The following is a 21,820-nucleotide window of genomic DNA, read 5'->3' on the forward strand; positions in this document are numbered from 1 at the left end:
ATATGATTATTAACCATCCACTCCTCGGCCCGCGCGACAGCTCCGAATTTTATCACCTTGGTGATGTGTCCCTGATTGACCGTCCAAATTATGATGATGAAAACGCGGCAGAGAAGTTCCACGATTACATGTATTTGCGGGACAACCCAGCGGGAGAATATCGCGAGTTGTGGTATCACGAACAAGGTGATCGCAGCTGGTTGGTGGTGACACGAGACACCACAACTCACGAAATCACAGACGTAAAATTGGCGCGCGATGAAGCCCGCGCACGGGGGCGAAGCGCATGAGCCAAGATATGAGACTTAACGGCGGTCTGGTGGATCGCAGCCAAACCATTTCGTTCACTTGGAACGGCAAAACCATGCAGGGGTATCAAGGGGATACACTGGCGTCTGCGCTGTTGGCAAACGGCGTGAAACTGGTTGGGCGTTCGTTCAAATACCACCGCCCACGCGGTATTTTCAGCGCAGGTTCAGAAGAGCCAAATGCGCTCGTTCAATTGCGCAAAGGGGCGTACCAAGAACCAAACACCCGTGCCACAGTGGCAGAGCTGTTTGAGGGTTTGGATGCCACGAGCCAAAACCACAAAGGCACGTTGGAATTTGATGTGCTGGCTCTGAACGACCTCGTGTCTCCGTTTCTAAGTGCAGGGTTCTATTACAAAACCTTCATGTGGCCGCGGGCGTTCTGGGAAAAAGTATATGAACCGTTCATCCGCTCCGCTGCGGGTTTGGGCAAACTGTCTGGTGAGTCTGATCCTGATGTTTACGACAAAGGGTTCCTGCATTGTGACGTTTTGGTCATCGGTTCTGGCCCTGCTGGTCTGTCTGCTGCTTTGGCGGCTGGTCGGTCTGGTGCGCAGGTGCTGTTGTGTGACGAAGACAGTGTCTTTGGTGGCCGTTTGAACGCCGAGACCTTTGAAGTAGGCGGCGTGTCTGGTGCAGAATGGGCGCGGAATGCTGTGGCCGAATTGGAAGCCATGGACAATGTGCGGATCATGAACCGCACCACGGTTTACGGCGCGTTTGACCACGGAATTTACGGTGCGTTGGAACGGAAAACAGACCACCTGCGCAGTGCAAATGGCAAACCACGCAACATCGCGTGGAAGATTTATTCTGGCCGTGCGATTCTGTGTGCGGGTGCAACAGAGCGTTCAATCGCCTTTGGCAATAACGACCGTCCTGGCGTGATGCTGGCAGGGTCCGTTCGCGCGTATGCAAACCGTTGGGGCGTTGCCACAGGGAAATCCATTGCAGTGTTCACCAACAACGATGATGGTTGGCACACGGCCAGCGATCTGGTTGCAGCGGGTGCAAATGTGGCTGCGGTGATCGACAGCCGTGACATTGAACCTTTGATGCCGATTGCTGGGGCATCCATTACAATGGGTGCTGGCGTGAGTGATACGTCGGGCCGTCGGGCATTAAAAGGTATCACCCTGACAAACGGTCAAACGTTGGATGTGGATTGCCTTGCGGTTGCAGGTGGTTGGTCGCCCAATGTGCATCTGACGTGCCATCAGCGGGGTCGTCCTGCATGGCGTGAAGACATTGCAGCGTTTGTGCCAGGGGGCGATCTGCCACCAGGTATGTCCGTAGCAGGGTCGGCAAACGGCACGTATGGCACGGGTGCTTGTTTGGCAGAGGGTCGCACGGCAGCGAATGCTGCGGTAAAGGAACTGGGCTTTACCGCGTCACGCAAAGCGGCGGATAAGGCCGAAGATGAAGCATCGAACATCACCGCGTATTGGCATGTGAAAGAAAGCACAAAGCGTGCTTGGGTTGATCTGCAAAACGATGTGACGTCCAAAGATGTAAAACAAGCGGAGCAAGAAGGCTTCCGTTCGGTGGAGCATTTGAAACGCTATACCACGATGGGGATGGCCACGGATCAGGGTAAAACAGCCAACGTTCTGGGCCTTGCCATTATGGCCGAAGCGCGGGGGCAATCGATCCCAGAAACGGGTACAACGATTTTCCGTCCACCATATTCACCTGTTCCAATGGGTGCTTTGGCGGGCCGTGCAAAAGGGAAGAGCTTTCAGCCGTATCGCCTGACACCGTCTGACAAATGGGCCCGTGAAAACGGCGCGTCTTTTGTGGAATCTGGCCCGTGGTTGCGGGCAGAATGGTATGTGAAGGGCGACGAAAAAGGCTGGCGTGACAGTGTGGATCGCGAAGTGATTGAAACCCGTAAATCCGTCGGAATTTGCGATGTGACGACCCTTGGTAAGATTGACATTCAGGGCCGTGATGCGGCGAAATTGTTGAACATGGCCTATGCCAACGGGTTCGCAAAACTGGCCGTTGGTAAAACGCGGTACGGTATCATGCTGCGCGAAGACGGCATCTGTATGGATGACGGAACGACCGCGCGGCTCGGTGAAAATCACTTTGTGATGACCACAACAACCGTGAACGCTGTGGCGATTTATCGTCACCTCGATTTCATTCGTCAGTGTTTGTATCCTGATTGGGACGTTCACATCATGTCTGTCACCGACAGCTGGGCGCAGTATGCGGTTGCGGGGCCAAACTCGCGCAATCTGTTGCGCAAGGTTGTGGATGCGGAATTTGACATCAGCAACGAAGGCTTTCCATTTATGGCCTGTGCGGACATCACCGTTTGTGGTGGCATTCCTGCGCGGTTGTTCCGGATCTCTTTCTCGGGTGAGCTGGCCTATGAAATTGCGGTGCCGAGCCGATATGGCGATAGCATGATCAGGGTTCTACACGAAGCTGGTAAAGAATTTGACGTGGTACCGTACGGTCTGGAAGCGCTGAGCGTGATGCGGATCGAGAAGGGCCATGCAGTTGCATCGGAATTGACAGGACAAACCACGGCGCAGAACCTTGGCATGGGGCGGATGATTTCGAAGAAGAAAGACTGTATCGGCAACACATTGTCCGAGCGGGCTTATATGAACCGCGACGAAATTTGGAACCTTGTTGGTTTGCAACCTGTCGATAAGTCTATGAAATTGGACGGTGGTTCGCATTTCATCAACAAAGGGGATGAGCCGACGATGGACACGGATTTGGGGTGGATGACGTCTGTCGCCTATTCCCCGACGCTGGGCCATCACATCGGTCTTGGCTTTGTCAAAGCAGGCAGTTCACGCATGGGCGATGTGATCCGAGCGTGGGATGGTGTGCGCGAAAAAGATGTCGAAGTGGAGATCGTTTCGGCGCACTTCTTTGACCCAGAAGGGGAGCGGTTGCGTGGTTGATTTTACGTTAGAATCCAAAGCAGTACTCGATGGTTTTAATCATGATTGGAACGGCACGCGTTTGCGCGAGCTGACAGAGATGGCCGCTGTGGCGGTGTCTGTTCCCAAAGATGGGGCGGCGGCGTTGAACAAAAAGCTAAAGACGGCTTATGGTGCGAATGCGCCAGCGGCAGGCGAAAGCTTTGTCGGTAAGGGTGATGCGCGAGTCATGTCATTTGCCGAAGATCAGTTTATGATCCTGTTCAACCATACGGCCCATTCTGGTGTTCCAGCGATTGAGAAAAAGCTAGGAGATACAGGGTATTACGTGGAGCAGACAAACAACTGGGTGTTCTTGGAGCTGTCTGGCCCATTGGCCCGCGCGGCGTTGGAACGGCTGTGTCCGATCAACACGCATCCTGATAAATTCCCTGTGGATCGGGCGGAGCGCACGAACATGGAACACATGGGTGCGGTGCTGTGTAGAACGGGTGAAGACACGTTTCTGATCATGTCTGCAAGTTCCACCGCGGGCTCGTTTTTGCACGCGTTGGAAACCTCGGTCGAGTACGTCAGCTAAGGCAGTGCACGCCGTTAACGAGTGTGGCAAATTGCTGATTTCAGAAAAAAGCAAACTACCCAGAAACAGGGGTCCCTTAGGTATGGGTAGTGTGTTCCTTTTTCTGCGTTAACCTGTGACGCAACATAAGTTAAGTTCTGTTAAGAAGCGTTGCATTGCCAGAAAAAGAGACTTGTTCATGGCATCAAAGAAACCCGTGATTGGCATTCTGACCTATGGCCGTGGTGATGTGGCGGTGGAGAATTTCCTGTACGATGATTATTACGCGAGCCCGTCGCAGTATGTGGATGCTGTGCGCCGCGCGGGCGGATTGCCCGTGTTGTTGCCCCCGAACGAGGCGGACCTGAGCGATTGGATTGCGCTGGTAGATGGGTTTGTGTTTACAGGCGGAACTGACATTGATCCAACGCTGTATGGTGGCGATCCGAACCATCCGAATTTGTTGAAAGTATCGCGAGAACGGGACGACACGGAGATGGAACTGATCCGTCGCGTGATGGAAGACGGTGCAATTCCTGCGCTGTTCATCTGTCGTGGGATGCAGTTGTTGAACGTGTTTTACGGTGGCGATCTGCATGAGCATATTCCCGATGTGCAGAACCCAGACATCCATCGTGGGGATGATGGATTTTGGACCGTGCAGCCCGTGGATGTGGATCGCGGATCAAAGCTGTTTGAGGTGATGGGAACGGATCATGTGAAAACGTATTCGGGCCATCATCAAGGCGTGAAAACCGTGGCGGATGGGTTGGTGGTTTCGGCCGTGGCCCCCGACGGGATTGTCGAAGGGTTGGAGGTCGCGGGGCATCCGTATTCATTGGCGGTGCAGTGGCATCCTGAGGTGTCTGCGGCGGATGATCCGAGTCAGCAGAAGTTGTTCGATGGGTTGGTTGGGGCCGCACAAAAATAGAATCTCCAGCAACAATTGACGCTTGCGTCTACCCATGGGAGACTAAGGTTCCTTTTTTGAGGTGGCTTCAATGACCGATTTTCCGAGCGTCTTAGACAAAGCAGATGTGTCTATGGTGCGTCACGAACCCTTTCCGCACATCATTGTTGACGATGCGCTTCCACAGGATGTTTATGACCAACTGGCGCAGTCATACCCTGACCCGATGAACCTGCCCGAAAAGATGCGTACGCGAAACAATCACCGATATAACTTGCTGTCCAAATGGGGCGCTGCAGAGTTTTCGTTTGATGCCGCCGCACCAGAGTGGCAGGCCTTTTTGAACCGTCACGACAGCCCTGAATTTGTAGAAGAAGTGTTTAATCTTTTCCCAGATTTTACCGAGGACAGTGACTCCGGAAAACAGTTTAATGTGAACGCGCTTGGACCTAACTTGTCTGGCAAAATTGGGGTTGATGACTTTGTTAATGCGCGTGACGTTAAGGCGCGTAGCACGGTTGGCATCAATACACCCGTCACAGAAGTATCGAGCGTGCGCGGTGCGCATACCGACAGTATTCGTAAGGCCTATGTCGGGCTTTTGTATTTTCGCCATGAGAATGATGACTCCACGGGTGGCGATTTGGAGATATTTAACTGGAAAGATGACGCGTCGCGATCAGAGTGGCCAGTGTCTGTTGATCGTGACTTGTTGAATTTGGTCAACACAATCGAATATCGTCCCAATCGTTATGTGTTGTTTTTGACAACCAGCGATGCCTTGCATGGAGTTTCACCGCGATCTGTTACGTCGACCTTTCGTAGGTTGGTTGTGACATCTGGCTGGCTGCCTGGGGTCGATCACTATGATACGGACACAACTCATGGATTGCTGCGGCGATTAAAGGCCACCGTGATGTCGAAGATTCGCCGCGCATTGGGCCGTGCTCAAGGCTGACGAATTTCAAAAAAAGGTGGCAAGAAAACCCCGTTGTTATAACGGGGTTTTCGAAGGGTTAGCTCGCCGCGACTGCCTCGATCTCGAACATCAGCGGCGCAATTGCGAGGCGTGTAACGCCGAGCAATGTCATTGGTGGGGATGCTTGCAGAGGGCCAAAGCGCATGCCGAGCAGATCGAAATTCTTCATCGCTTCGTCCACGTCGGTGGCATAGATGCGCAGTTGGGTGATGTTGGCGAGGGTCATGTTGGCCCCTGCCAAGACAGCCTGAAGGTTATCAAGCGCCAGTGCAATTTGGGCGCGCATGTCGCCAGCGTGTTGAGGCGCACCGTTTTCATCGACGGCGGTTTGTCCCGCGATGTTCAATTGGTGGGTTGCGCCAGTGATGACTTCGCCTTGGTTGTAGCCGAGGTTTTGGGACCAGGTCCAAGGGTTGATTGCGTTACGTTCCATTGTTGTATTCCTTTTTGAATGTAAGGTCGGTTTAAACCGAGACTACTGACAAAAAGTGGCAACAAGTGTGAAGCGTACAAAAAAGCCCCACCAGTTATGGCGGGGCTTTGGCATTTAGTTGGGCTATGGTTTAGCCGAGATCTTCTGGTAGGATCAGGTTCAAGACGATTGCCAAGAACGCAGCTGGCAGCAAGCCTGAAGTCATCAGGATTTTCGCTGTATCACCCAAGAACGCCATCGCGTTTGGCACTTGCTGAAGGCCAAGACCAACAGACAAGGATACGGCGAAGATAACCATGTTGCGGCTGTTCCAGTTGACGTCGGACAACATGGATGCGCCTGCGGCGGCAACCATCCCGAACATCACGATCACGCCACCGCCGAGCACTTGGATCGGAACGGTGTTAATGACTGCGCCCACTTTCGGGATCAAGCCACAGATGATCAGGAAGATCGCACCAATTGTGACCACGTGGCGGGACATAACCCCTGTCATGGCGATAAGGCCAACGTTCTGTGAGAACGAGGTGTTTGGCAAAGAGCCGAAAACACCAGCGATGGCGGAACCAAGACCGTCTGCGAATGTTGCACCGGTAACCTCTGCATCCGTTGCTTCACGGCCAGCGCCCCCTTTGGTGATGCCTGATACGTCGCCCACGGTTTCGATGGCCGAGATAAAGGCCATGAGACACATGCCGATGATGATCGCCCAGTTGATATCAAAGCCAAACTTGAATGGGCTTGGCAAAGCGAACCAACCTGCGTTGCCGACATTGCCAAGGTTCACGTCACCCATGATGTAGGCCACGACGTAGCCTGCGATCAGGCCAACCAGAACGGCAGAGACGGACAGTAGGCCGCGTGCAAAGAACTTGAGGCCGAGGGTCACAAGAATCACGACGAGCGCTTGGAACCAGTTGGACAGGCCGCCCCATGTGGGTTTGGACATGTTAAAGTCGCCAGCACCGCCAGCGGCGTATTGGATGCCAACTTTGATCAAGGCAAGACCAATCATCAGAACGATGAGGCCCGTGACCAGCGGTGGCAGGGCAAAGCGGATTCTGCCAACGAACAGGCCAAGAAAGGCATGGAATAAGCCGCCGATCATGACGCCGGCCATCAAGCCGCCAAGACCCGCAGTGCCCGCGCCGAGCATGGCTGGGATCATCACTGGCAGGAAGGCAAATGAAGTGCCTTGCACGATAGGCAGTTTTGCACCCACCGGACCGATGCCGATGGTTTGGATCAATGTGGCAACGCCCGCAAACAGCATGGCCATTTGGATCAGGTACACGATTGCGCCGATGTCCATGCCAGGTGCGCCAAAGCCAAAACCAGCAACGCCTGCGATGATGATCGCAGGAGTGACGTTGGATACGAACATGGCCAGCACGTGTTGGATGCCAAGCGGGATCGCTTTGGCGAGTGGAGGTGTGTAATTCGGGTCGCGGAGTTGTTCCGGGGTCCCAATTGAGTTGTCAGACATTTTTGTCCCCTGTTGTTGTGTGGTTGCCCACGATGTGTCGCGTCTATTGCGCAACTATGCTTGGTTTATAGGCTTGGTTCCTCAATTCTCAAAGGAGTTTCAAGCCAATGCTCTTCGAGGTTTGGACCGGTCCCAATGCGGTCCACCACTGCGAAAAGTCCGGGTGCATGGAGCGGGGTTAAAACCCCGTGCCATGTGTTTCGGTGAAAGTTGATGGCCTGTGCGCCGTTGCTGACAAAGGCGCGGATGTTGGTGGGTGTTCCATTGTCATCCGAGGCAACGATGATCAGGAACGGATGTTCTGACATCGGGATAAAGGTTTGTGCGCCGTCTGGGTGGCGTTCCACGAGATCAAGTGTGTAGGGCAGTTCGCGCGGCTCTGCCTTAAAGATGGAAACGCCTGCGCGGCCGTTTGACAGATCAAGGTTTGCCAAATCGTGGTGGCGTTTGCACTTGCCCTGATTAATGGTTTTTGGATTCACCGAATCCGCAGCCAGCACATCGCCAAACGGGGCGAATGCGTCAGCAGTGAGGGGTTCGGTGAAGATGGTCATAGGAACCCCGCGTGGCGGTTGACATCTTTGTAGAGAAGATAGCGGAATGGGCCTGGACCGGAAGCCACGCAGGCTTGTGGGCAGAAAGCGCGCAGCCACATGTAATCGCCTGCTTCCACCTCGACCCAATCAGCGTTGAGGCGATAAACCGCTTTGCCTTCGAGCACATACAACCCGTGTTCCATCACGTGGGTTTCAGCGAATGGAATGTTTCCGCCTGGTTTAAAGTTCACGATGTTGACGTGCATGTCGTGACGCAGGTCGTCGGGTTCCACGAAACGGGTGGTGGACCAATCGTCGGTGTTGGCCATGACGTTCGGGGCCACGTCCTGTTCATTGGTAAAGAAGGGTGTTGGGGCGTCGATGCCATCCACCGCCTGATACCGTTTGCGGATCCAATGGAACGTGGCGGCATCAGGTTTGGCGTTGGCGAGGGTCCATTTCGCACCTGCGGGCAGATAGGCATAACCCCCTTCGCCGAGGACATGGGTTTCGCCTGACAGTGTGACCTTAATTTCGCCAGACACGACAAACAACACAGATTGCGCAGTTGGGTCTGTGTCGGGGCGGGTGGAGCCACCGTTTTCAGACACTTCCATGATGTAGTGGCTGAAGGTTTCGGCAAAGCCTGTGAGCGGGCGTGCGATGATCCATGCGCGGGATTTGTCCCAATGGGGCAGTTGGCTGGTGGTGATATCCATCAGCGTGCCTTTGGGGATCACGGCATAGGCATCGGTGAACACCGCGCGGTCTGTCATGATTTGTGTTTGGGGGGGCAAACCGCCCTTGGGGGTGTAATAATTGGTCATGGCAAAATGTCCGTCAGGCGCAGAAGCGCGATGCGTTCCACTTGTTTACAGGCGGTGGCGAGTTCGGCATCGCGGCTGTTGTGGATGCGGGTTTTGAAGGCGGTGAGAATGTCGTCTTTGCTCAGACCTTTCACGGCGATGATGAAAGGAAAGCCGAATTTTGTGGTGTATTCACTGTTGAGCGCTTGGAACGTTTCGCGTTCTTCATCTGTTAGCGCGTCGAGCCCCGCAGAGGCTTGCTCTGCCGTGCTTTCGGCTGTCAGTTGTTTGGCGGCGGCGAGTTTGCCTGCAAGGTCTGGGTGGGCTTTGAGAACGCCGAGGCGTTGATCCTCTGATGCGGCACGGAAGACGCGGCATAGGGCCGAGTGCAGGCCGATTGCCGTGTCGTGTGCGGGGCCAAGTTCAAGCCTGTGCGCGCCTTCGGCGATCCAAGGGGAGTGTTCGAAAATACCACCGTAGTTTTGAACGAAGGTGTCGAGGTCGAGTTCGGATGGGACGATGTCTTGGGTCATTGGGGGATGGTTTTCGATCCAGTGTTCGGCAATGTCGATGCGGCGGGCGAACCAGACATCTGCTTTCGATTTGGCGTATTCGACAAATTTGCGCAGCGATTCGATGCGGCCCGGACGGCCGATCAGGCGGCAATGGAGACCGATTGTCATCATCTTGGGCGCGCCATTTTCGCCTTCGCGATAGAGCGCATCGAAGCTGTCTTTGAGGTAGGTGAAGAATTGGTCGCCAGAGTTGAAACCTTGGGCAGAGGCAAAGCGCATGTCGTTTGCATCAAGTGTGTAAGGGATGATGAGTTGGTCGCGCCCAGCGTGGGTGCGCCAGTAAGGCAGGTCGTCATCATAGGTGTCTGAGCAGTAGGCAAAGCCGCCCTCTTCGGACACGATATCAACTGTATGCGCAGAGCAACGGCCCGTGTACCAACCGCGGGGGCGTTCGCCTGTAACCTCGGTGTGAATGCGGATCGCTTCTGCCAGATGGGATGCTTCGGCTTCTTTGTCGAAGTCTTTGTATTCAATCCACTTTAGTCCGTGGGACGCGATTTCCCAATCGGCGGATTGCATGGCGGCTACCTGATGTGGTGAACGGGCCAGCGCAGTGGCCACGCCGTACACCGTGACAGGAATGTCGTGTTCAGTGAACAGGCGATGTACCCGCCAAAAGCCAGCGCGCGCGCCGTATTCGTACATGCTTTCCATGTTCCAATGTCGCTGGTTTGGCCAGTTGGCCGCGCCGACGACTTCGGACAAGAATGCTTCTGACTGACCGTCCCCGTGCAGGGTGCAGTTTTCACCGCCTTCTTCGTAATTCACCACAAATTGCACCGCGATTTTGGCGTTGTTGGGCCAATTCGCTGCGGGTGGATTTGGGCCATAGCCCTGCATATTGCGTGGATAACGGTTCATGTTTGAGTCTCTTGACGTGGTATTTGCTGGATATACGATATTGTTAACACGCATTATCAAATAATGCTTGAAAGTGTTGATTGCGCGGAGCGGCTGTTTTGTAAAGGCCGTGCGTGGGATAGGACACCTAAATTAACAAAAAGGACACGGATATGGCTGGCTGGCTTTCGACACATGTTTTGGATACGGCGCTGGGTGTTCCTGCGGCTGGATTGGAAATCGCGCTTTATCGGATCAACGGTGACACGCGGGACCATATTGTCACGATGACGACAAACGCAGATGGGCGGACAGATGCGCCAATTTTGGCAGCTGAGGATTTTGCAACTGGCGAATATGAGTTGGTGTTTCAAGCGGGCGCGTATTTGCGGCGCACGGCGGGCGCACAAGCCGAACCCCTGTTTTTGGACGTGGTTCCCATTCGATTCGGGATGAATGATGCAGAAGCGCATTACCATGTTCCCTTGTTGCTTTCCCCGTTTGGATATTCAACGTACAGAGGAAGCTGACGCGGGGCCAACACAGGGGATAAGTGATGCGCATTCAAAACATACAGCTGTTCACAAAGGCGCTGCCGATTGTTGGTGGGCCTTATACAATGTCGCGTGTCACCCTGAACGAAATTACAACAACCATTGTGAGGATTGAATCTGACACTGGTTTGGTGGGATGGGGCGAGGTTGCGCCGCTTGGGCCTACGTATCAGCCTGCGCATGCTTTGGGTGCGGTGGCGGCAATAAAAGAAATGGCCCCGCATTTGATCGGTGCGCCCGCACACCAACCGTTGACGGTTATGCGTTTGATGAATGGCTTGTTGGAAGGGCACAATTACGCCAAAGCCGCGATTGATATCGCGCTTTGGGATTTGACGGGCAAACATTATGGCGCCCGAGTTTGTGATCTTTTGGGGGGTGCAGAACAGAACCGTTTGCCTGCGTATTATGCGGTTGGCATTGGTGCGCCCGATGAGGTGGCGAAAATCGTGTCTGATAAGATCGACATGGGGTACAAACGCATTCAGATCAAAGTTGGTGGGCGAAATGTGGCCACCGATATCGACGTGGTGCGGGCCGCTTGGGACGTTTGCAAAGGCAGGGCGTCTTTGGTTGCTGACCCAAACAGAGGCATGTTAGCGGCGCAGGCTAAGGCATTGTCGTTGGCCTGTGCGGATATTCCATTCAGCTTTGAACAGCCGTGCAACACGATGGATGAGATCGCAAGCATCCGCAGCCAGATTGTTCATCCCATAATTGTCGATGAAAGCACCGAAAGTTTGCACGATGTTCTGCGTGCGATTGAAATGGGCATTTGTGACGGGTTTGGGTTTAAAGTGACCCGATTGGGCGGGCTGACCAATATGATGGCTGTTCGCGACGTGGCCGCGTCGCGCGCGATGCCTCACACGGTGGAGGACAGTTGGGGCGGCGATATCGTTTCGGCGGCGATCCTGCATTTGGCGGCCACGGTGGAGCCGCGATTGCTTGACTGTGTGTGGACCGCGGGGAATTACATCGAAGAGCATTATGACCCTGAAAACGGGATCAAAATGAAGGACGGGTATTTTGATGTGCCAACCGGTGTTGGGCTTGGGATCAATCCCAGTGAGGACAGAATCGGCAGGATGGTTGCGTCATTTGACTGATGAATGTGATGTGTGATGCCTAAGCCTTGGCCAGCACATCTTTGCACCGTGCGACCATATGGTCGATGAACAGGCGAATTTTCGGATCTTGGTGTTTTTTGTGCGGATACAGGCAGCCGAGGAACACGGGCGTTGGGGGTGTTTCGGTTGCCACTTCGATCAGGGTTCCGTCGGCAAGGTGGCTTGCGACTTCGAATAGGGGTTTGTTGATGATGCCGTGGCCTGCGAGCGCCCATTCTGTGAGGACATCGCCGTCGTCGGATTCAAATGGCCCCGTTACGGGATAAGATTTCGTGTGGCCTGCTGTTTGAAGCGACCACTGAAATTCGGTGGCACCTGGGTAGCGGAGCAGCAAGCAGGCGTGTTTGTCTGCGATCAGGTCTGCGCCGTTTTGCGGCATACCGTGGGCAGCGATATAGCTGGGTGCGGCGCAGAGGATGCGCGGGCATTCGGCGATGGTGCGCACACGATGGGTGCTGTCGGCAGGGGTGCCGAGAAAAAACATGATGTCGAGACCTTCGGCGGTCAGATCGATTTTGCGATCAGACATGCGCAGGCGGACATCTGTATTGGGATAAGAGTCTTTGAAATCGGGAACCGCTGGCGCGATGAAGCGGCGACCGATCCCCAAAGGAGCAGCCACATAGATGGAGCCGCGCGGGGATTTTGCGTGATCTGCGATGGCGGCTTCGGCCTCTTCAATCGCGTCGAGGATTTTGCCCGACCCTTCGTAAAACAGGCGCCCGTGTTCGGTGGGTGCAAGCGAGCGTGTGGTGCGGTTGAACAGGCGCACGCCGAGGTGGTTTTCAAGCTCGGCCATGCGCGACGATGCCACGGCAGGAGAGACCCGTTGATCCCGTGCCGCGGCGGACATGTTGCCGAGTTCGTAAACGCGGCGGAAAATTTTGAGTGTGGTAACGTAGGGCATGGCCTCTTTTGCCATTTATCGGGCATTTTTGAAAGTGCTTGGTTATTATTGCGATTTACAGGAAAGCGCGTTTGGGCGAGTTTATGCGCCAAAGGGAGTTGCCGCTATGTTTGAATTGGCTGTTATCAGCGATTGGCTGTATTTCGCGATCCGTTGGTTGCATGTGATCACTGCGATTGCGTGGATCGGGTCGTCGTTCTATTTCATCGCGCTGGATTTGGGATTGAACCGCAACATTGAAGGCCCCGCCGATGGCGAAGAGTGGCAGGTGCATGGGGGTGGGTTTTACCACATCCAAAAGTATCTGGTGGCCCCGAATGCGATGCCCGAACATCTGACGTGGTTTAAGTGGGAAAGCTACGCCACGTGGCTGTCTGGGTTCGCGATGATGGTGGTGGTGTATTACCTTGGCGCGGATATGTTTTTGATTGACCCGCAGGTTGCGGATCTGGCGGCGTGGCAGGCGATTTGCATTTCCGTTGGGTCACTGGCTGCGGTTTGGGTGATTTACGATCTGTTGTGCAAATCAAAGTTTGGCGATGACAACACCCGCCTGATGATTGCGCTTTATATTCTGCTGGTGGTTCTGGCCTATGCGTATACGCAAGTGTTTTCAGGGCGGGCGACGATGCTGCATCTGGGGGCGATCACAGCGACGATTATGTCTGGCAACGTGTTCTTTATCATCATGCCGAACCAACGTGTGGTGGTTGCGGATTTGAAGGCGGGGCGCAAGCCTGATCCGAAGTACGGCAAAATCGCAAAGCAACGCAGCACGCATAACAATTATCTGACATTGCCTGTGATCTTCTTAATGCTGAGCAACCATTATCCACTGGCCTTTGCGGTAGAGTATAATTGGGTAATTGCGAGCCTGATCTTTTTGATGGGCGTGACCATTCGGCATTATTTCAACTCTATGCACGCACGATCCGGCAATCCGCATTGGACGTGGATCGCGACCACGGTGATTTTTGTCATCATCATGTGGGTGTCCACATTGGGCCGCGACCCAGAGGTGGATGCGGTGGCGATGACGCCAACCGCGGAGCGGTTTGCGAGTGCTGAGGGGTTTGACGAAGTGCATGACATTGTCATGGGGCGCTGTTCCATGTGTCACGCGGATGAGCCATTTTACGAAGGCGTTTTATGGGCGCCTAAAGGTGTGAAACTGGACAATGAAGCGCGTATCGCCACAGCGGCGCGAGATATTTATTTGCAGGCAGGGATTACGCACGCTATGCCACCGGGGAACCGTACGCTGATCGAACCAGATGAGCGGGCGAAAATCGTAGAGTGGTATCGAAAGGCTGCGCCGTCTTTGTGGTAGATTTCCCCAATTCATCTGAAGAAATTTCATCTGCGTGGTTGAGTCGAGTGCTGGGCCGCGCGGTTTCCGTTTTGGGTGTTGAACAGATTGGCGTGAACGAAGGATTCACAGGCGGCGGGTTGTTTCGTGTGACGTTAAACGATGGGTCTGTGGTGGCAAAGCTGTCACCTGAGGATGCAAAACTGCGGGCGATGTTTGCCCGGGGAAACGCGCGAGAAGTTCAGTTTTACCAGATGAGTGCAGGGCAGGATTTACCCGTGCCAGATTGCCCTTTTGGGGCGTATGATCCTGATACCGGGGCGAGTGCGCTGGTGATTGAGGATATGGGCAATTTACGCGCGGTTTCGTTTTTGGCGGGGTGTGACACAGCAGATATCGCGGCGGTTGTGGATACATTGGCTGCGGTGCATGGCGCGTTCTGGGAACGTGAAGCAATTTCGGATGTGCCTGCTTTGGCGCTGCTGGACGAGTTTGATTTCGCGCAGATGTGGGCGGCCTATCCTACGGTAGTTGCGGGATTGCTGCCAGGTGTGGTTTTGCCGGATTGGTTTGTGGCACTGGGCGATGCGTTGGCCGCGGATGCGCGTGGGATTTTTACGCGAAACATAGCAGGGCCGCAGACGATTGTTCACCGCGATGCGCAACTCGATAATGTGCTGTTTGGAAAAGGCGCTGTCTTGCTAGATTGGCAGTTTATGGGCCGTGGAAAAGGTGTGCATGATCTGGCGTTTTTCCTGATCAGTTCGGTCCAGCCAAATGTACGGCGCGCGTGCGAAGATGCAATGATTGTGCGCTATCACGCGGCGTTGGGCGTGGCGGGGTATTCGTTAAACGATTGTCGGGCGGATTATGTGTTTGGCGCTGTGTGGCGGCTGTTCATCACAGCGATGGCGACGACGCAGTTGGACAATGCAACGCCCCATAAACAAGCGTGGCGACGCGCGGATTTGGAGCGGTTGATTGCATTTTGTGAGGATCATAAGGTCGGAGCCGAGATGCTCCAATCCTTAACAGACGGTTAATTATGACCCTGCATCTATGAAGCGTCATAAATGAAGCTTCATAGATGCAGGGTGTTAAATTGGGTGGCACAACGGTGTCTAAGACTTTGGTTTTTTGAACCATAGGATTAAGGCGGGAATGATCAGAATGATAAAGAATAGCGCCCAAGCGATGCCTGATTGTTCCAAATAGACCGAAGCGGTTTCGGGATCAAAACAACGGCCGAGTTCGTTAAAGCAGTCGCGCCATTTGTAGTAGCGATCGTAATAAGCAAAGGCGCACAGGGCGGCACAGGCGAAGAAAAACAGGCTGATTGCCCTGCGGATCATGCCAGATATGTCATCGTTGCGGCCACAACAGCCCCGCCAAGAATGAACCAAGCCACCCCACGCCATTTGGATGGGCGTTTGGGCTCTTCGGGTGGAGCGGCGGTGCGCAGCAGGGCGTTTTCCACCAATTGTGGCAGTTGTGGGCCAAAGCGGGACAGGGTTTGCACGGTCCGTCTGAGGTCGCGCAACAGGGCCTTGGGGCCAAGATTGTCGGTGATGTATTTTTCGACAACGGGCTTGGCCACTTCCCAGATGTTGAGGGTCGGATCGAGGGAGCGACCGACGCCTTCGACAACCACCATGGTGCGTTGCAGAAGGATCAGTTCAGTGCGGGTTTCCATGCCAAAGCGTTCGGTCACGTCGAACAGATGGGCGAGCAGGCGGGCCATAGAAATCTTGGTGGCATCTTGGCCAAAGATCGGTTCGCCAACAGAGCGTAGGGCAAGGGCGAAGGCGTCCACGTCTTGGTTGGCGGGGACGTATCCTGCTTCGAAATGGACTTCGGCAACGCGGCGGTAATCTTTGCGGATAAATCCGATGAGGATTTCGGCATAGACGCGGCGGGTGTATTCGTCGATCTGGCCCATAATGCCAAAATCGAGCGCGATCAGATCACCGTTTGGTGCGACCTTGAGGTTACCTTGGTGCATGTCGGCGTGGAAATACCCATCGCGTAGCGCGTGACCGAGGAAGAATTGCACAATGCTTGCGCCGATTTGTGGCAGGTTGTGGCCCGCATTTTGCAAGGCTTCAACATCCCCCATGTTGGTGCCGTTGGCCCATTCCAGAGTCATGACGGATCGTGCGGAATGCTGCCACACCACGCGGGGAACAGAGAAGCCTTTGTCGTTTTGGGTGTTGGTGTAAAACTGATCCGCGGCAGAGGCTTCCATGCGCAGATCAAGTTCGCCTTTTACGGTGTCGGCAAAGTGTTGGATGACCTGTGTCGGGCGCAAACGGCGGGCAGATGAGGACAACAGTTCGATCATCTGCGCGGCAAAATAAAATGCGTCAGTGTCTTTGGCAAAGGCGCGTTCAATGCCAGGGCGCAGGACTTTGACGGCCACTTCTTGGCCTGTGTCGCGCAGATGGGCGCGGTGAACTTGGGCAATGGACGCGGCGGCAACGGGTTCTGAGAAATCCGAGAAGATATCGTCAATCGGTGCGCCAAGTGCGGTTTCAATTTCCGCCCGTGCGATATCCATTGCGAAAGGCGGAACTGCGTCTTGCAGGACGCGCAGTTCGTTTGCCATTTCCGTGCCCACCACATCGGGGCGGGTGGACATAAGTTGGCCAAATTTAATGTAGGCGGGGCCGAGTGCCGTGATGGCGCGCAAAACAGGGGGCTGGGTCACGTCGCCCTTGAGGCCGAGCCATTTGAATGGCCAGCCGAGCACCCGTGCGGCGATGCGCACCGGGGCAGGTGCGTCCAAAGCTTCGAGCGCGATTTTCATCGCGCCTGTGCGTTCAAACGTAGCGCCTGTGCGGATCAGACGCCAAATGTTGTGCGGGCCGCGCATGGTTTACGCGACCGTCCCGAACGTGATCCGGTTCCCGTCGTTGGTAGATACGAAGCCCCGCATCGGGTGCGGGGCAGTGAGGACATGGTTAAATGGCATTAGATTTTCCAGCCAGAGTGCAGCGCCACGATACCCATGCTTAAGTTGCGATATTTCGCGTTTTCAAAGCCAGCGTCTTTGACCATTTGCAAAAATGTATCCTGATCGGGGAAACGGCGGATCGATTCGACGAGATATTGATAACTGTCTGCGTCATTGGCAATCACCTTGCCCATCTTTGGGATGACGTTGAACGAATATTTGTCATAGGCCCATTGCAGTGCTGGATTTGGAATTTGTGATAATTCCAAGACCATCAACCGCCCACCAGGTTTCAGTACGCGGTAAGCCTCGGCTAAGGCGTCAGCTGGGCGGGTAACATTTCGGATGCCAAGAGAGATGGTGTAAACATCAAAACTGTTGTCCGCAAAAGGCATGGCCATCGCATCCCCGCAAACCCAATCCAGACGGTCGGCCATATCCGCAGCTTCTGCCCGTTCACGCCCAGCGTCCAGCATACCTTGGGTCATATCAAAGACGGTGGCGTGGGCTTCGGGCGCACGTTTCAAAAACCGAAACGCAATATCCCCAGTGCCACCAGCCACATCCAACAGCTTTTGACCATTGCGCGGGGCAAGCCAATCCATCATCGCGTCTTTCCAGATGCGGTGGATGCCCATGGACATGGCATCGTTCATCACGTCGTATTTCGATGCAACCGAGGAAAACAGTCCTTCGACCATGCCTGCTTTTTCAGTTTCATTGACGGTTTTGAACCCGAAGTGTGTGGTGTTTTGCGATTCGGTCATTGCAGCCTCCGACTGTGCGATATGTCCCATATAGTCCGTGTTTTGCGTGGGGGGAATGCGGCATCGGGCGCATGTTGTGCCAGCGCCACAGGCCGCGCCAAATTCTTGCCAGAATTTTTGTACATAAAACGCAAAAAACAACGAGCAGAGCAATGACTGACATAGACCTGATTTTAGACAAGATACTCGGCGGGGCCTTTTGGTTGGCTTTGTTGGCCCCTTTGGTGTTGTTTGGATATTCTATGGTTATGAGCATTCTAAAAAAGGGCTGGCTGGTCGATGAAAATGGACATCAGCTGCATGTTGATCAGGCCATTTTAAACAAAGTGTTTGCGCTGGGGAGCACCCGAGGAACGCGGCGCATTGATGGAGAGCGGCAGATGACTGTGACTATGGGGTTGCGTGGCGCATCGTTGGCCGTGATGGGATTTGGGATTTATTGGTATTACGACATGATCACCGTGAAGGAATATGCGCTGTCGTACATGGACGCCTTGTTGATCGGCGGGATCGCATATTACGTGCTGTTCAGTTGGACGTTTTCGGTGCGCTATGAGCATGACACGCTGTGGGTGCGTGGCTGGACGTTCAGGTTAACAGAATATGACCTGCGGGAACTGGACAGTATGACGTCGGCCACCAATGGGACGTGGAAGTTGTGGTTTGCCGATGGACGCAAGGTCGAAGTGTTGAAGTTTATCACGGACAGCAACGCTTTCAGTGCGGACATGAGAGCGCGCGTGGCACACAACATTTCGCGGTGAATGTGCCGCCATTGTTTTGCCATTTTTTGGAGCCACCTAGGGTTGCATAAGCATAAAAAACTGCAGTTGAGGAGTGTTATGAGTGGATTGGAAATTGGCGGGATTCCCGTGATGGGGGCCGCGCTCGCCGTATTTGGTTTTGGAATTGTTCTGGTCGGTTGGCGGCTTTTGGGTCTTCGGGCAAAAAACGAGTGGGATCGAGGCCGCAGCAGGCATCCCAGAACAGATTTGCCGCACTATGAATTTAAACGCACGGTTTTGCGTCCGCCTTTGCTTACGCGTGTTGGGTTTTTGCTTTATGCAATATTCTGCGTTGCCTATTTGGGCTGGTTTGCTCAGGCCACATCAGGTGGGTGGGAATTGAGCTTTGAAGAAAGCGGTCATTTCGGGAAATTTTTCCTCGGTGCGGTGGTTTGTTTTGGATCGTTGCTGTTTTGCATTTCCAAGTTGTTGTTCAATTACATCGTCATTGAAGGCGATAAAATTAGCATCGTGAATGATTTTCCTGTGACGCGCACAACATTTTTGAACGAGTTGCGCAGCATCAAACAGGTGCCGTCCTATGGCGTTCGCACACCTGAATTAACGTTTTTGAACGGGCGCAGCGTGACGTTGGGATTGGATTTCGGGAACAGCGAAAAATTTATGAACACAATGCGCGGGATCGCTGCAAATAATCGCGGCGAGCTTTGAGGCGAACGTTGCAAGTTATCATCAGGCATGGTTGGAAGGCGTGAAGCCGCCGTAGGATTAATCTGCCATGCCTGAACTTCCCGAAGTTGAAACCGTCCGCCGTGGGCTGGAGCCTGCGATGGTGGGCAAACGGATTGCGGTTGCAGACGTGCGCCGACCTGATCTGCGTTGGCCGTTTCCTGAACGTATGGCGGAGCGGTTGACCGGTGCGCGGATAGAGCGGTTGCGGCGGCGGTCAAAATACATCCTAGGGGATTTGGACACGGGCGAGACGATTCTGATTCATCTGGGGATGTCGGGGCGCATGACGATTGCCGCGCCAACTGGGGATGCCAAAGATATGTTGGGGGACTTTCATCATCTGCATCCCGCGCCCGAAAAACATGATCACGTGGTGTTGGATATGGAGGACGGCACGCGCATTACGTTTAACGATGCGCGGCGGTTCGGGTCGATGGATATGTTTGCCACGGACACAGGAGAGACGCATAAGCTGCTTGCGGTGCTGGGACCTGAGCCGATGGGGAACGCATTTGATGAGGCGTATTTCAAGGCGGCGCTGAAGGGGAAAAATTCACCGATTAAATCGGTATTGCTAGATCAACGGATTGTGGCGGGGTTGGGCAATATTTACGTCTGCGAGGCGCTGTGGCGCACGGGGATATCGCCGCTGCGCAAAGCAGGCGGGTTAAGTGCCAAACGTGTGGCCAGTTTGGTCCCTGCGATTCGCCAAGTTTTGGGGGAAGCCATCGAATCGGGGGGCTCTTCGTTGAAAGATTATCGTCAGGCCGATGGGGAACTGGGATATTTTCAACACTCTTTCGCTGTCTATGGACGCGAGGGAGAGCCTTGTAAAACAAACGGTTGTGCGGGAACCATCAGACGTGCGGTGCAATCTGGCCGATCTTCGTTTTACTGTAACGATTGTCAGTCTTAGGTTGAATCTGGACCCCTCCGTGATAAGCGTGGGCGGTCAAGAAACTGCGAATGAGTGCTTTAATGGGCTATGAAACCCTGAATGTGGATGTGGAAGATCATGTTGGCGTGATCACCCTGAACCGACCTGATGCGTTGAATGCTTTGAATCAGCAATTGCTGTCCGAACTGGCAACGGCGTTGGGCGCGATGAGCGACAATGACAAGGTACGGTGTATCGTTCTGACAGGCAGCGAAAAGGCATTTGCTGCGGGGGCGGACATCACAGAAATGGCGCCACAATCGTTTGTGGATATGTTTTCGACCGATTATTTCACCGAACAGACCGAGGCGATTTTGCGTTGTCGCAAGCCTATTATTGCTGCGGTTTCGGGTTATGCGCTGGGCGGCGGGTGCGAATTGGCGATGATGTGTGACTTTATCATCTGTTCGGATACCGCAAAATTTGGTCAGCCCGAGATTAACCTTGGTGTTATTGCAGGGATTGGCGGCAGCCAGCGTTTGACGCGGTTTGTGGGCAAATCGAAATCCATGGAAATGCACCTGACAGGGCGGTTCATGGATGCCGAAGAGGCGGAGCGTTCTGGGTTGGTAAGCCGCATTGTTCCTGCCAAGAAACTGATGGAAGATGTCATGGCGACGGCGGCAAAAATTGCCGAGAAATCGACCCTGACAACTATGGCCGTGAAAGAAGCTGTTGATCGGTCTTATGAAACAACGTTACGCGAAGGGATCTTGTTTGAACGGCGTTTGTTCCATTCCCTTTTCGCCACCGAAGATCAGTCTGAAGGCATGTCAGCCTTTATTGAAAAACGATCCCCGAAGTTTAGGGGCAAATAAACGCGGATTGCCCCGTTGACTTATAAACGGAGTGGTCCTAAAGACGCGGTTCATCTTTCGAATCCGTAAGATACAGGAATTATATCATGGCTAACTCGCCACAAGCAAAGAAACGTGCCCGTCAAATCGAACGCCGCACGGAAGTAAACAAAGCCCGCCGTTCGCGGATCCGTACCTATCTGCGTAAAGTAGAAGAGGCGATCGCTGGTGGGGATCAAGCTGTTGCAGCAGCTGCGCTGAAAGATGTTCAGCCAGAAATGATGCGCGGTGTGTCCAAAGGCGTTCTGCACAAGAACACAGCAAGCCGGAAAATGTCCCGCCTTGCTGCACGCGTTAAGGCGCTGGCGTAAAACCACCTTTGGTTTGCAAAGAATGAAGGCAGGGTCCAAACGGGCCCTGTTTTTTTGTGTTTGATCAGAAGTTCGACCACAGATGATGCGGCGACAACCCGAAACGCGAATGTTGCATCTGGAACATGGTTTCAAAAAGAATCGGGTTGGCCACCGATGTTCTGCATTTGATCCCGTTGAGACAGAGCCCCCAGTTTAATAGGTTGCTTGAGTTGCTTCGGTGTCTGCTACCGACGCATTCCACAATTCGAATTACGGTGTTCACGTTGCCTGCTTAGG

General features: G+C 54.0%; 23 protein-coding genes. 14 read left to right on the forward strand and 9 right to left on the reverse strand.

All coding sequences use genetic code 11. The features are described from left to right. Positions 1-2: 2 nt before the first annotated feature. From QBD29_RS17185 to QBD29_RS17205, 5 genes are all read left to right on the forward strand, one after another. Positions 3-290, forward strand: coding sequence for a sarcosine oxidase subunit delta (locus QBD29_RS17185; RefSeq protein ID WP_280099302.1), 288 nt, complete (start codon positions 3-5; stop codon positions 288-290). After that, complete coding sequence (locus QBD29_RS17190; RefSeq protein WP_280099303.1) at positions 287-3,235, forward strand: sarcosine oxidase subunit alpha family protein; 2,949 nt, start codon at positions 287-289, stop codon at positions 3,233-3,235. The genes QBD29_RS17185 and QBD29_RS17190 overlap by 4 nt, the downstream gene beginning before the upstream one ends. After that, entirely contained in the window at positions 3,228-3,794 is a 567-nt protein-coding gene (locus QBD29_RS17195) for a sarcosine oxidase subunit gamma family protein (RefSeq protein WP_280099304.1), read from the forward strand. Before QBD29_RS17190 ends, QBD29_RS17195 begins: the two co-directional genes overlap by 8 nt. Positions 3,795-3,972: 178 nt before the next feature. Further along, positions 3,973-4,704 carry a gamma-glutamyl-gamma-aminobutyrate hydrolase family protein gene (locus tag QBD29_RS17200; protein WP_280099305.1) on the forward strand — a complete coding sequence of 244 codons (732 nt, stop codon included), beginning with the start codon at positions 3,973-3,975 and terminating at the stop codon, positions 4,702-4,704. Positions 4,705-4,774: 70 nt separating this feature from the next. After that, positions 4,775-5,641 carry a 2OG-Fe(II) oxygenase gene (locus QBD29_RS17205; protein ID WP_280099306.1) on the forward strand — a complete coding sequence of 289 codons (867 nt, stop codon included), beginning with the start codon at positions 4,775-4,777 and terminating at the stop codon, positions 5,639-5,641. A gap of 58 nt (positions 5,642-5,699) precedes the next feature. Here QBD29_RS17205 and QBD29_RS17210 read toward each other — a convergent pair whose 3' ends face one another. The 5 genes from QBD29_RS17210 to puuE form a co-directional block, all read right to left on the reverse strand. After that, a complete protein-coding gene (locus QBD29_RS17210) occupies positions 5,700-6,095 on the reverse strand; it encodes a RidA family protein (protein ID WP_280099307.1) in 396 nt (131 codons plus the stop codon). Between the two features lie 130 nt (positions 6,096-6,225). Then, positions 6,226-7,581: a nucleobase:cation symporter-2 family protein gene (locus tag QBD29_RS17215; RefSeq protein WP_280099308.1), complete on the reverse strand. Its 1,356-nt coding sequence runs from the start codon at positions 7,579-7,581 to the stop codon at positions 6,226-6,228. Positions 7,582-7,646: 65 nt separating this feature from the next. Beyond that, positions 7,647-8,135, reverse strand: a complete 489-nt coding sequence (locus QBD29_RS17220; RefSeq protein WP_280099309.1) for an ureidoglycolate lyase — start codon at positions 8,133-8,135, stop codon at positions 7,647-7,649. Continuing rightward, on the reverse strand, positions 8,132-8,944 hold the full coding sequence (locus tag QBD29_RS17225; protein ID WP_280099310.1) for a bifunctional allantoicase/(S)-ureidoglycine aminohydrolase: 813 nt from the start codon (positions 8,942-8,944) through the stop codon (positions 8,132-8,134). The genes QBD29_RS17220 and QBD29_RS17225 overlap by 4 nt, the downstream gene beginning before the upstream one ends. Then, a complete protein-coding gene (gene puuE, locus QBD29_RS17230; protein ID WP_280099311.1) occupies positions 8,941-10,359 on the reverse strand; it encodes an allantoinase PuuE in 1,419 nt (472 codons plus the stop codon). Before puuE ends, QBD29_RS17225 begins: the two co-directional genes overlap by 4 nt. 152 nt (positions 10,360-10,511) lie before the next feature. On the opposite strand from puuE, the gene uraH reads away from it, so the two are divergent. Both uraH and QBD29_RS17240 read left to right on the forward strand, forming a co-directional pair. Further along, complete coding sequence (uraH, locus tag QBD29_RS17235) at positions 10,512-10,868, forward strand: hydroxyisourate hydrolase (RefSeq protein ID WP_280099312.1); 357 nt, start codon at positions 10,512-10,514, stop codon at positions 10,866-10,868. A 26-nt stretch (positions 10,869-10,894) separates the two neighbouring features. Next, on the forward strand, positions 10,895-12,001 hold the full coding sequence (locus tag QBD29_RS17240) for a mandelate racemase/muconate lactonizing enzyme family protein (protein ID WP_280099313.1): 1,107 nt from the start codon (positions 10,895-10,897) through the stop codon (positions 11,999-12,001). A 19-nt stretch (positions 12,002-12,020) separates the two neighbouring features. Here QBD29_RS17240 and QBD29_RS17245 read toward each other — a convergent pair whose 3' ends face one another. Beyond that, complete coding sequence (locus QBD29_RS17245) at positions 12,021-12,929, reverse strand: LysR family transcriptional regulator (protein ID WP_280099314.1); 909 nt, start codon at positions 12,927-12,929, stop codon at positions 12,021-12,023. Between the two features lie 106 nt (positions 12,930-13,035). Between QBD29_RS17245 and QBD29_RS17250 the strand changes: the two genes are divergently transcribed. Further along, on the forward strand, positions 13,036-14,259 hold the full coding sequence (locus tag QBD29_RS17250) for a urate hydroxylase PuuD (protein WP_280099315.1): 1,224 nt from the start codon (positions 13,036-13,038) through the stop codon (positions 14,257-14,259). Beyond that, positions 14,253-15,281, forward strand: a complete 1,029-nt coding sequence (locus QBD29_RS17255; protein WP_280099316.1) for a phosphotransferase — start codon at positions 14,253-14,255, stop codon at positions 15,279-15,281. The genes QBD29_RS17250 and QBD29_RS17255 overlap by 7 nt, the downstream gene beginning before the upstream one ends. A 78-nt stretch (positions 15,282-15,359) precedes the next feature. On the opposite strand, the gene QBD29_RS17260 is transcribed toward QBD29_RS17255, so the two are convergent. The 3 genes from QBD29_RS17260 to ubiE all read right to left on the reverse strand — a co-directional run bounded on the left by QBD29_RS17260 (position 15,360) and on the right by ubiE (position 17,958). Continuing rightward, positions 15,360-15,590: a hypothetical protein gene (locus tag QBD29_RS17260; protein ID WP_280099317.1), complete on the reverse strand. Its 231-nt coding sequence runs from the start codon at positions 15,588-15,590 to the stop codon at positions 15,360-15,362. Then, positions 15,587-17,110: a 2-polyprenylphenol 6-hydroxylase gene (gene ubiB, locus QBD29_RS17265; RefSeq protein ID WP_280099318.1), complete on the reverse strand. Its 1,524-nt coding sequence runs from the start codon at positions 17,108-17,110 to the stop codon at positions 15,587-15,589. Before ubiB ends, QBD29_RS17260 begins: the two co-directional genes overlap by 4 nt. A gap of 98 nt (positions 17,111-17,208) precedes the next feature. Next, positions 17,209-17,958 (reverse strand): bifunctional demethylmenaquinone methyltransferase/2-methoxy-6-polyprenyl-1,4-benzoquinol methylase UbiE, encoded by a 750-nt coding sequence (ubiE, locus tag QBD29_RS17270; RefSeq protein ID WP_280099319.1) that lies wholly within the window; start codon positions 17,956-17,958, stop codon positions 17,209-17,211. Positions 17,959-18,110: 152 nt separating this feature from the next. On the opposite strand from ubiE, the gene QBD29_RS17275 reads away from it, so the two are divergent. From QBD29_RS17275 to rpsT, 5 genes are all read left to right on the forward strand, one after another. After that, positions 18,111-18,722 carry a hypothetical protein gene (locus QBD29_RS17275; RefSeq protein WP_280099320.1) on the forward strand — a complete coding sequence of 204 codons (612 nt, stop codon included), beginning with the start codon at positions 18,111-18,113 and terminating at the stop codon, positions 18,720-18,722. A 78-nt stretch (positions 18,723-18,800) separates the two neighbouring features. Then, the gene (locus QBD29_RS17280) at positions 18,801-19,415 is read left to right on the forward strand and encodes a hypothetical protein (protein ID WP_280099321.1); all 615 of its coding nucleotides are present in this window, start codon (positions 18,801-18,803) and stop codon (positions 19,413-19,415) included. 67 nt (positions 19,416-19,482) lie between these two features. Then, on the forward strand, positions 19,483-20,352 hold the full coding sequence (gene mutM, locus QBD29_RS17285; protein ID WP_280099322.1) for a bifunctional DNA-formamidopyrimidine glycosylase/DNA-(apurinic or apyrimidinic site) lyase: 870 nt from the start codon (positions 19,483-19,485) through the stop codon (positions 20,350-20,352). Between the two features lie 62 nt (positions 20,353-20,414). Continuing rightward, positions 20,415-21,191 carry an enoyl-CoA hydratase gene (locus QBD29_RS17290; protein ID WP_280100996.1) on the forward strand — a complete coding sequence of 259 codons (777 nt, stop codon included), beginning with the start codon at positions 20,415-20,417 and terminating at the stop codon, positions 21,189-21,191. 86 nt (positions 21,192-21,277) lie between these two features. Continuing rightward, entirely contained in the window at positions 21,278-21,541 is a 264-nt protein-coding gene (gene rpsT, locus QBD29_RS17295; RefSeq protein WP_280099323.1) for a 30S ribosomal protein S20, read from the forward strand. Positions 21,542-21,820: the final 279 nt, after the last annotated feature.

This window comes from Amylibacter sp. IMCC11727 (assembly GCF_029854195.1).
GTDB lineage: Bacteria > Pseudomonadota > Alphaproteobacteria > Rhodobacterales > Rhodobacteraceae > Amylibacter.

Coding starts and splice junctions, on each gene's coding strand:
- QBD29_RS17200 (WP_280099305.1), top strand. CDS start 3,973: ATGGCATCAAAGAAACCCGTGATTGGCATTCTGACCTATGGCCGTGGT.
- puuE (WP_280099311.1), bottom strand. CDS start 10,359: ATGAACCGTTATCCACGCAATATGCAGGGCTATGGCCCAAATCCACCC.
- QBD29_RS17240 (WP_280099313.1), top strand. CDS start 10,895: ATGCGCATTCAAAACATACAGCTGTTCACAAAGGCGCTGCCGATTGTT.
- QBD29_RS17275 (WP_280099320.1), top strand. CDS start 18,111: ATGACTGACATAGACCTGATTTTAGACAAGATACTCGGCGGGGCCTTT.
- QBD29_RS17185 (WP_280099302.1), top strand. CDS start 3: ATGATTATTAACCATCCACTCCTCGGCCCGCGCGACAGCTCCGAATTT.
- QBD29_RS17260 (WP_280099317.1), bottom strand. CDS start 15,590: ATGATCCGCAGGGCAATCAGCCTGTTTTTCTTCGCCTGTGCCGCCCTG.
- QBD29_RS17290 (WP_280100996.1), top strand. CDS start 20,415: ATGGGCTATGAAACCCTGAATGTGGATGTGGAAGATCATGTTGGCGTG.
- mutM (WP_280099322.1), top strand. CDS start 19,483: ATGCCTGAACTTCCCGAAGTTGAAACCGTCCGCCGTGGGCTGGAGCCT.
- QBD29_RS17210 (WP_280099307.1), bottom strand. CDS start 6,095: ATGGAACGTAACGCAATCAACCCTTGGACCTGGTCCCAAAACCTCGGC.
- QBD29_RS17280 (WP_280099321.1), top strand. CDS start 18,801: ATGAGTGGATTGGAAATTGGCGGGATTCCCGTGATGGGGGCCGCGCTC.
- uraH (WP_280099312.1), top strand. CDS start 10,512: ATGGCTGGCTGGCTTTCGACACATGTTTTGGATACGGCGCTGGGTGTT.
- QBD29_RS17205 (WP_280099306.1), top strand. CDS start 4,775: ATGACCGATTTTCCGAGCGTCTTAGACAAAGCAGATGTGTCTATGGTG.
- QBD29_RS17190 (WP_280099303.1), top strand. CDS start 287: ATGAGCCAAGATATGAGACTTAACGGCGGTCTGGTGGATCGCAGCCAA.
- QBD29_RS17215 (WP_280099308.1), bottom strand. CDS start 7,581: ATGTCTGACAACTCAATTGGGACCCCGGAACAACTCCGCGACCCGAAT.
- ubiE (WP_280099319.1), bottom strand. CDS start 17,958: ATGACCGAATCGCAAAACACCACACACTTCGGGTTCAAAACCGTCAAT.
- rpsT (WP_280099323.1), top strand. CDS start 21,278: ATGGCTAACTCGCCACAAGCAAAGAAACGTGCCCGTCAAATCGAACGC.
- QBD29_RS17225 (WP_280099310.1), bottom strand. CDS start 8,944: ATGACCAATTATTACACCCCCAAGGGCGGTTTGCCCCCCCAAACACAA.
- ubiB (WP_280099318.1), bottom strand. CDS start 17,110: ATGCGCGGCCCGCACAACATTTGGCGTCTGATCCGCACAGGCGCTACG.
- QBD29_RS17220 (WP_280099309.1), bottom strand. CDS start 8,135: ATGACCATCTTCACCGAACCCCTCACTGCTGACGCATTCGCCCCGTTT.
- QBD29_RS17250 (WP_280099315.1), top strand. CDS start 13,036: ATGTTTGAATTGGCTGTTATCAGCGATTGGCTGTATTTCGCGATCCGT.
- QBD29_RS17245 (WP_280099314.1), bottom strand. CDS start 12,929: ATGCCCTACGTTACCACACTCAAAATTTTCCGCCGCGTTTACGAACTC.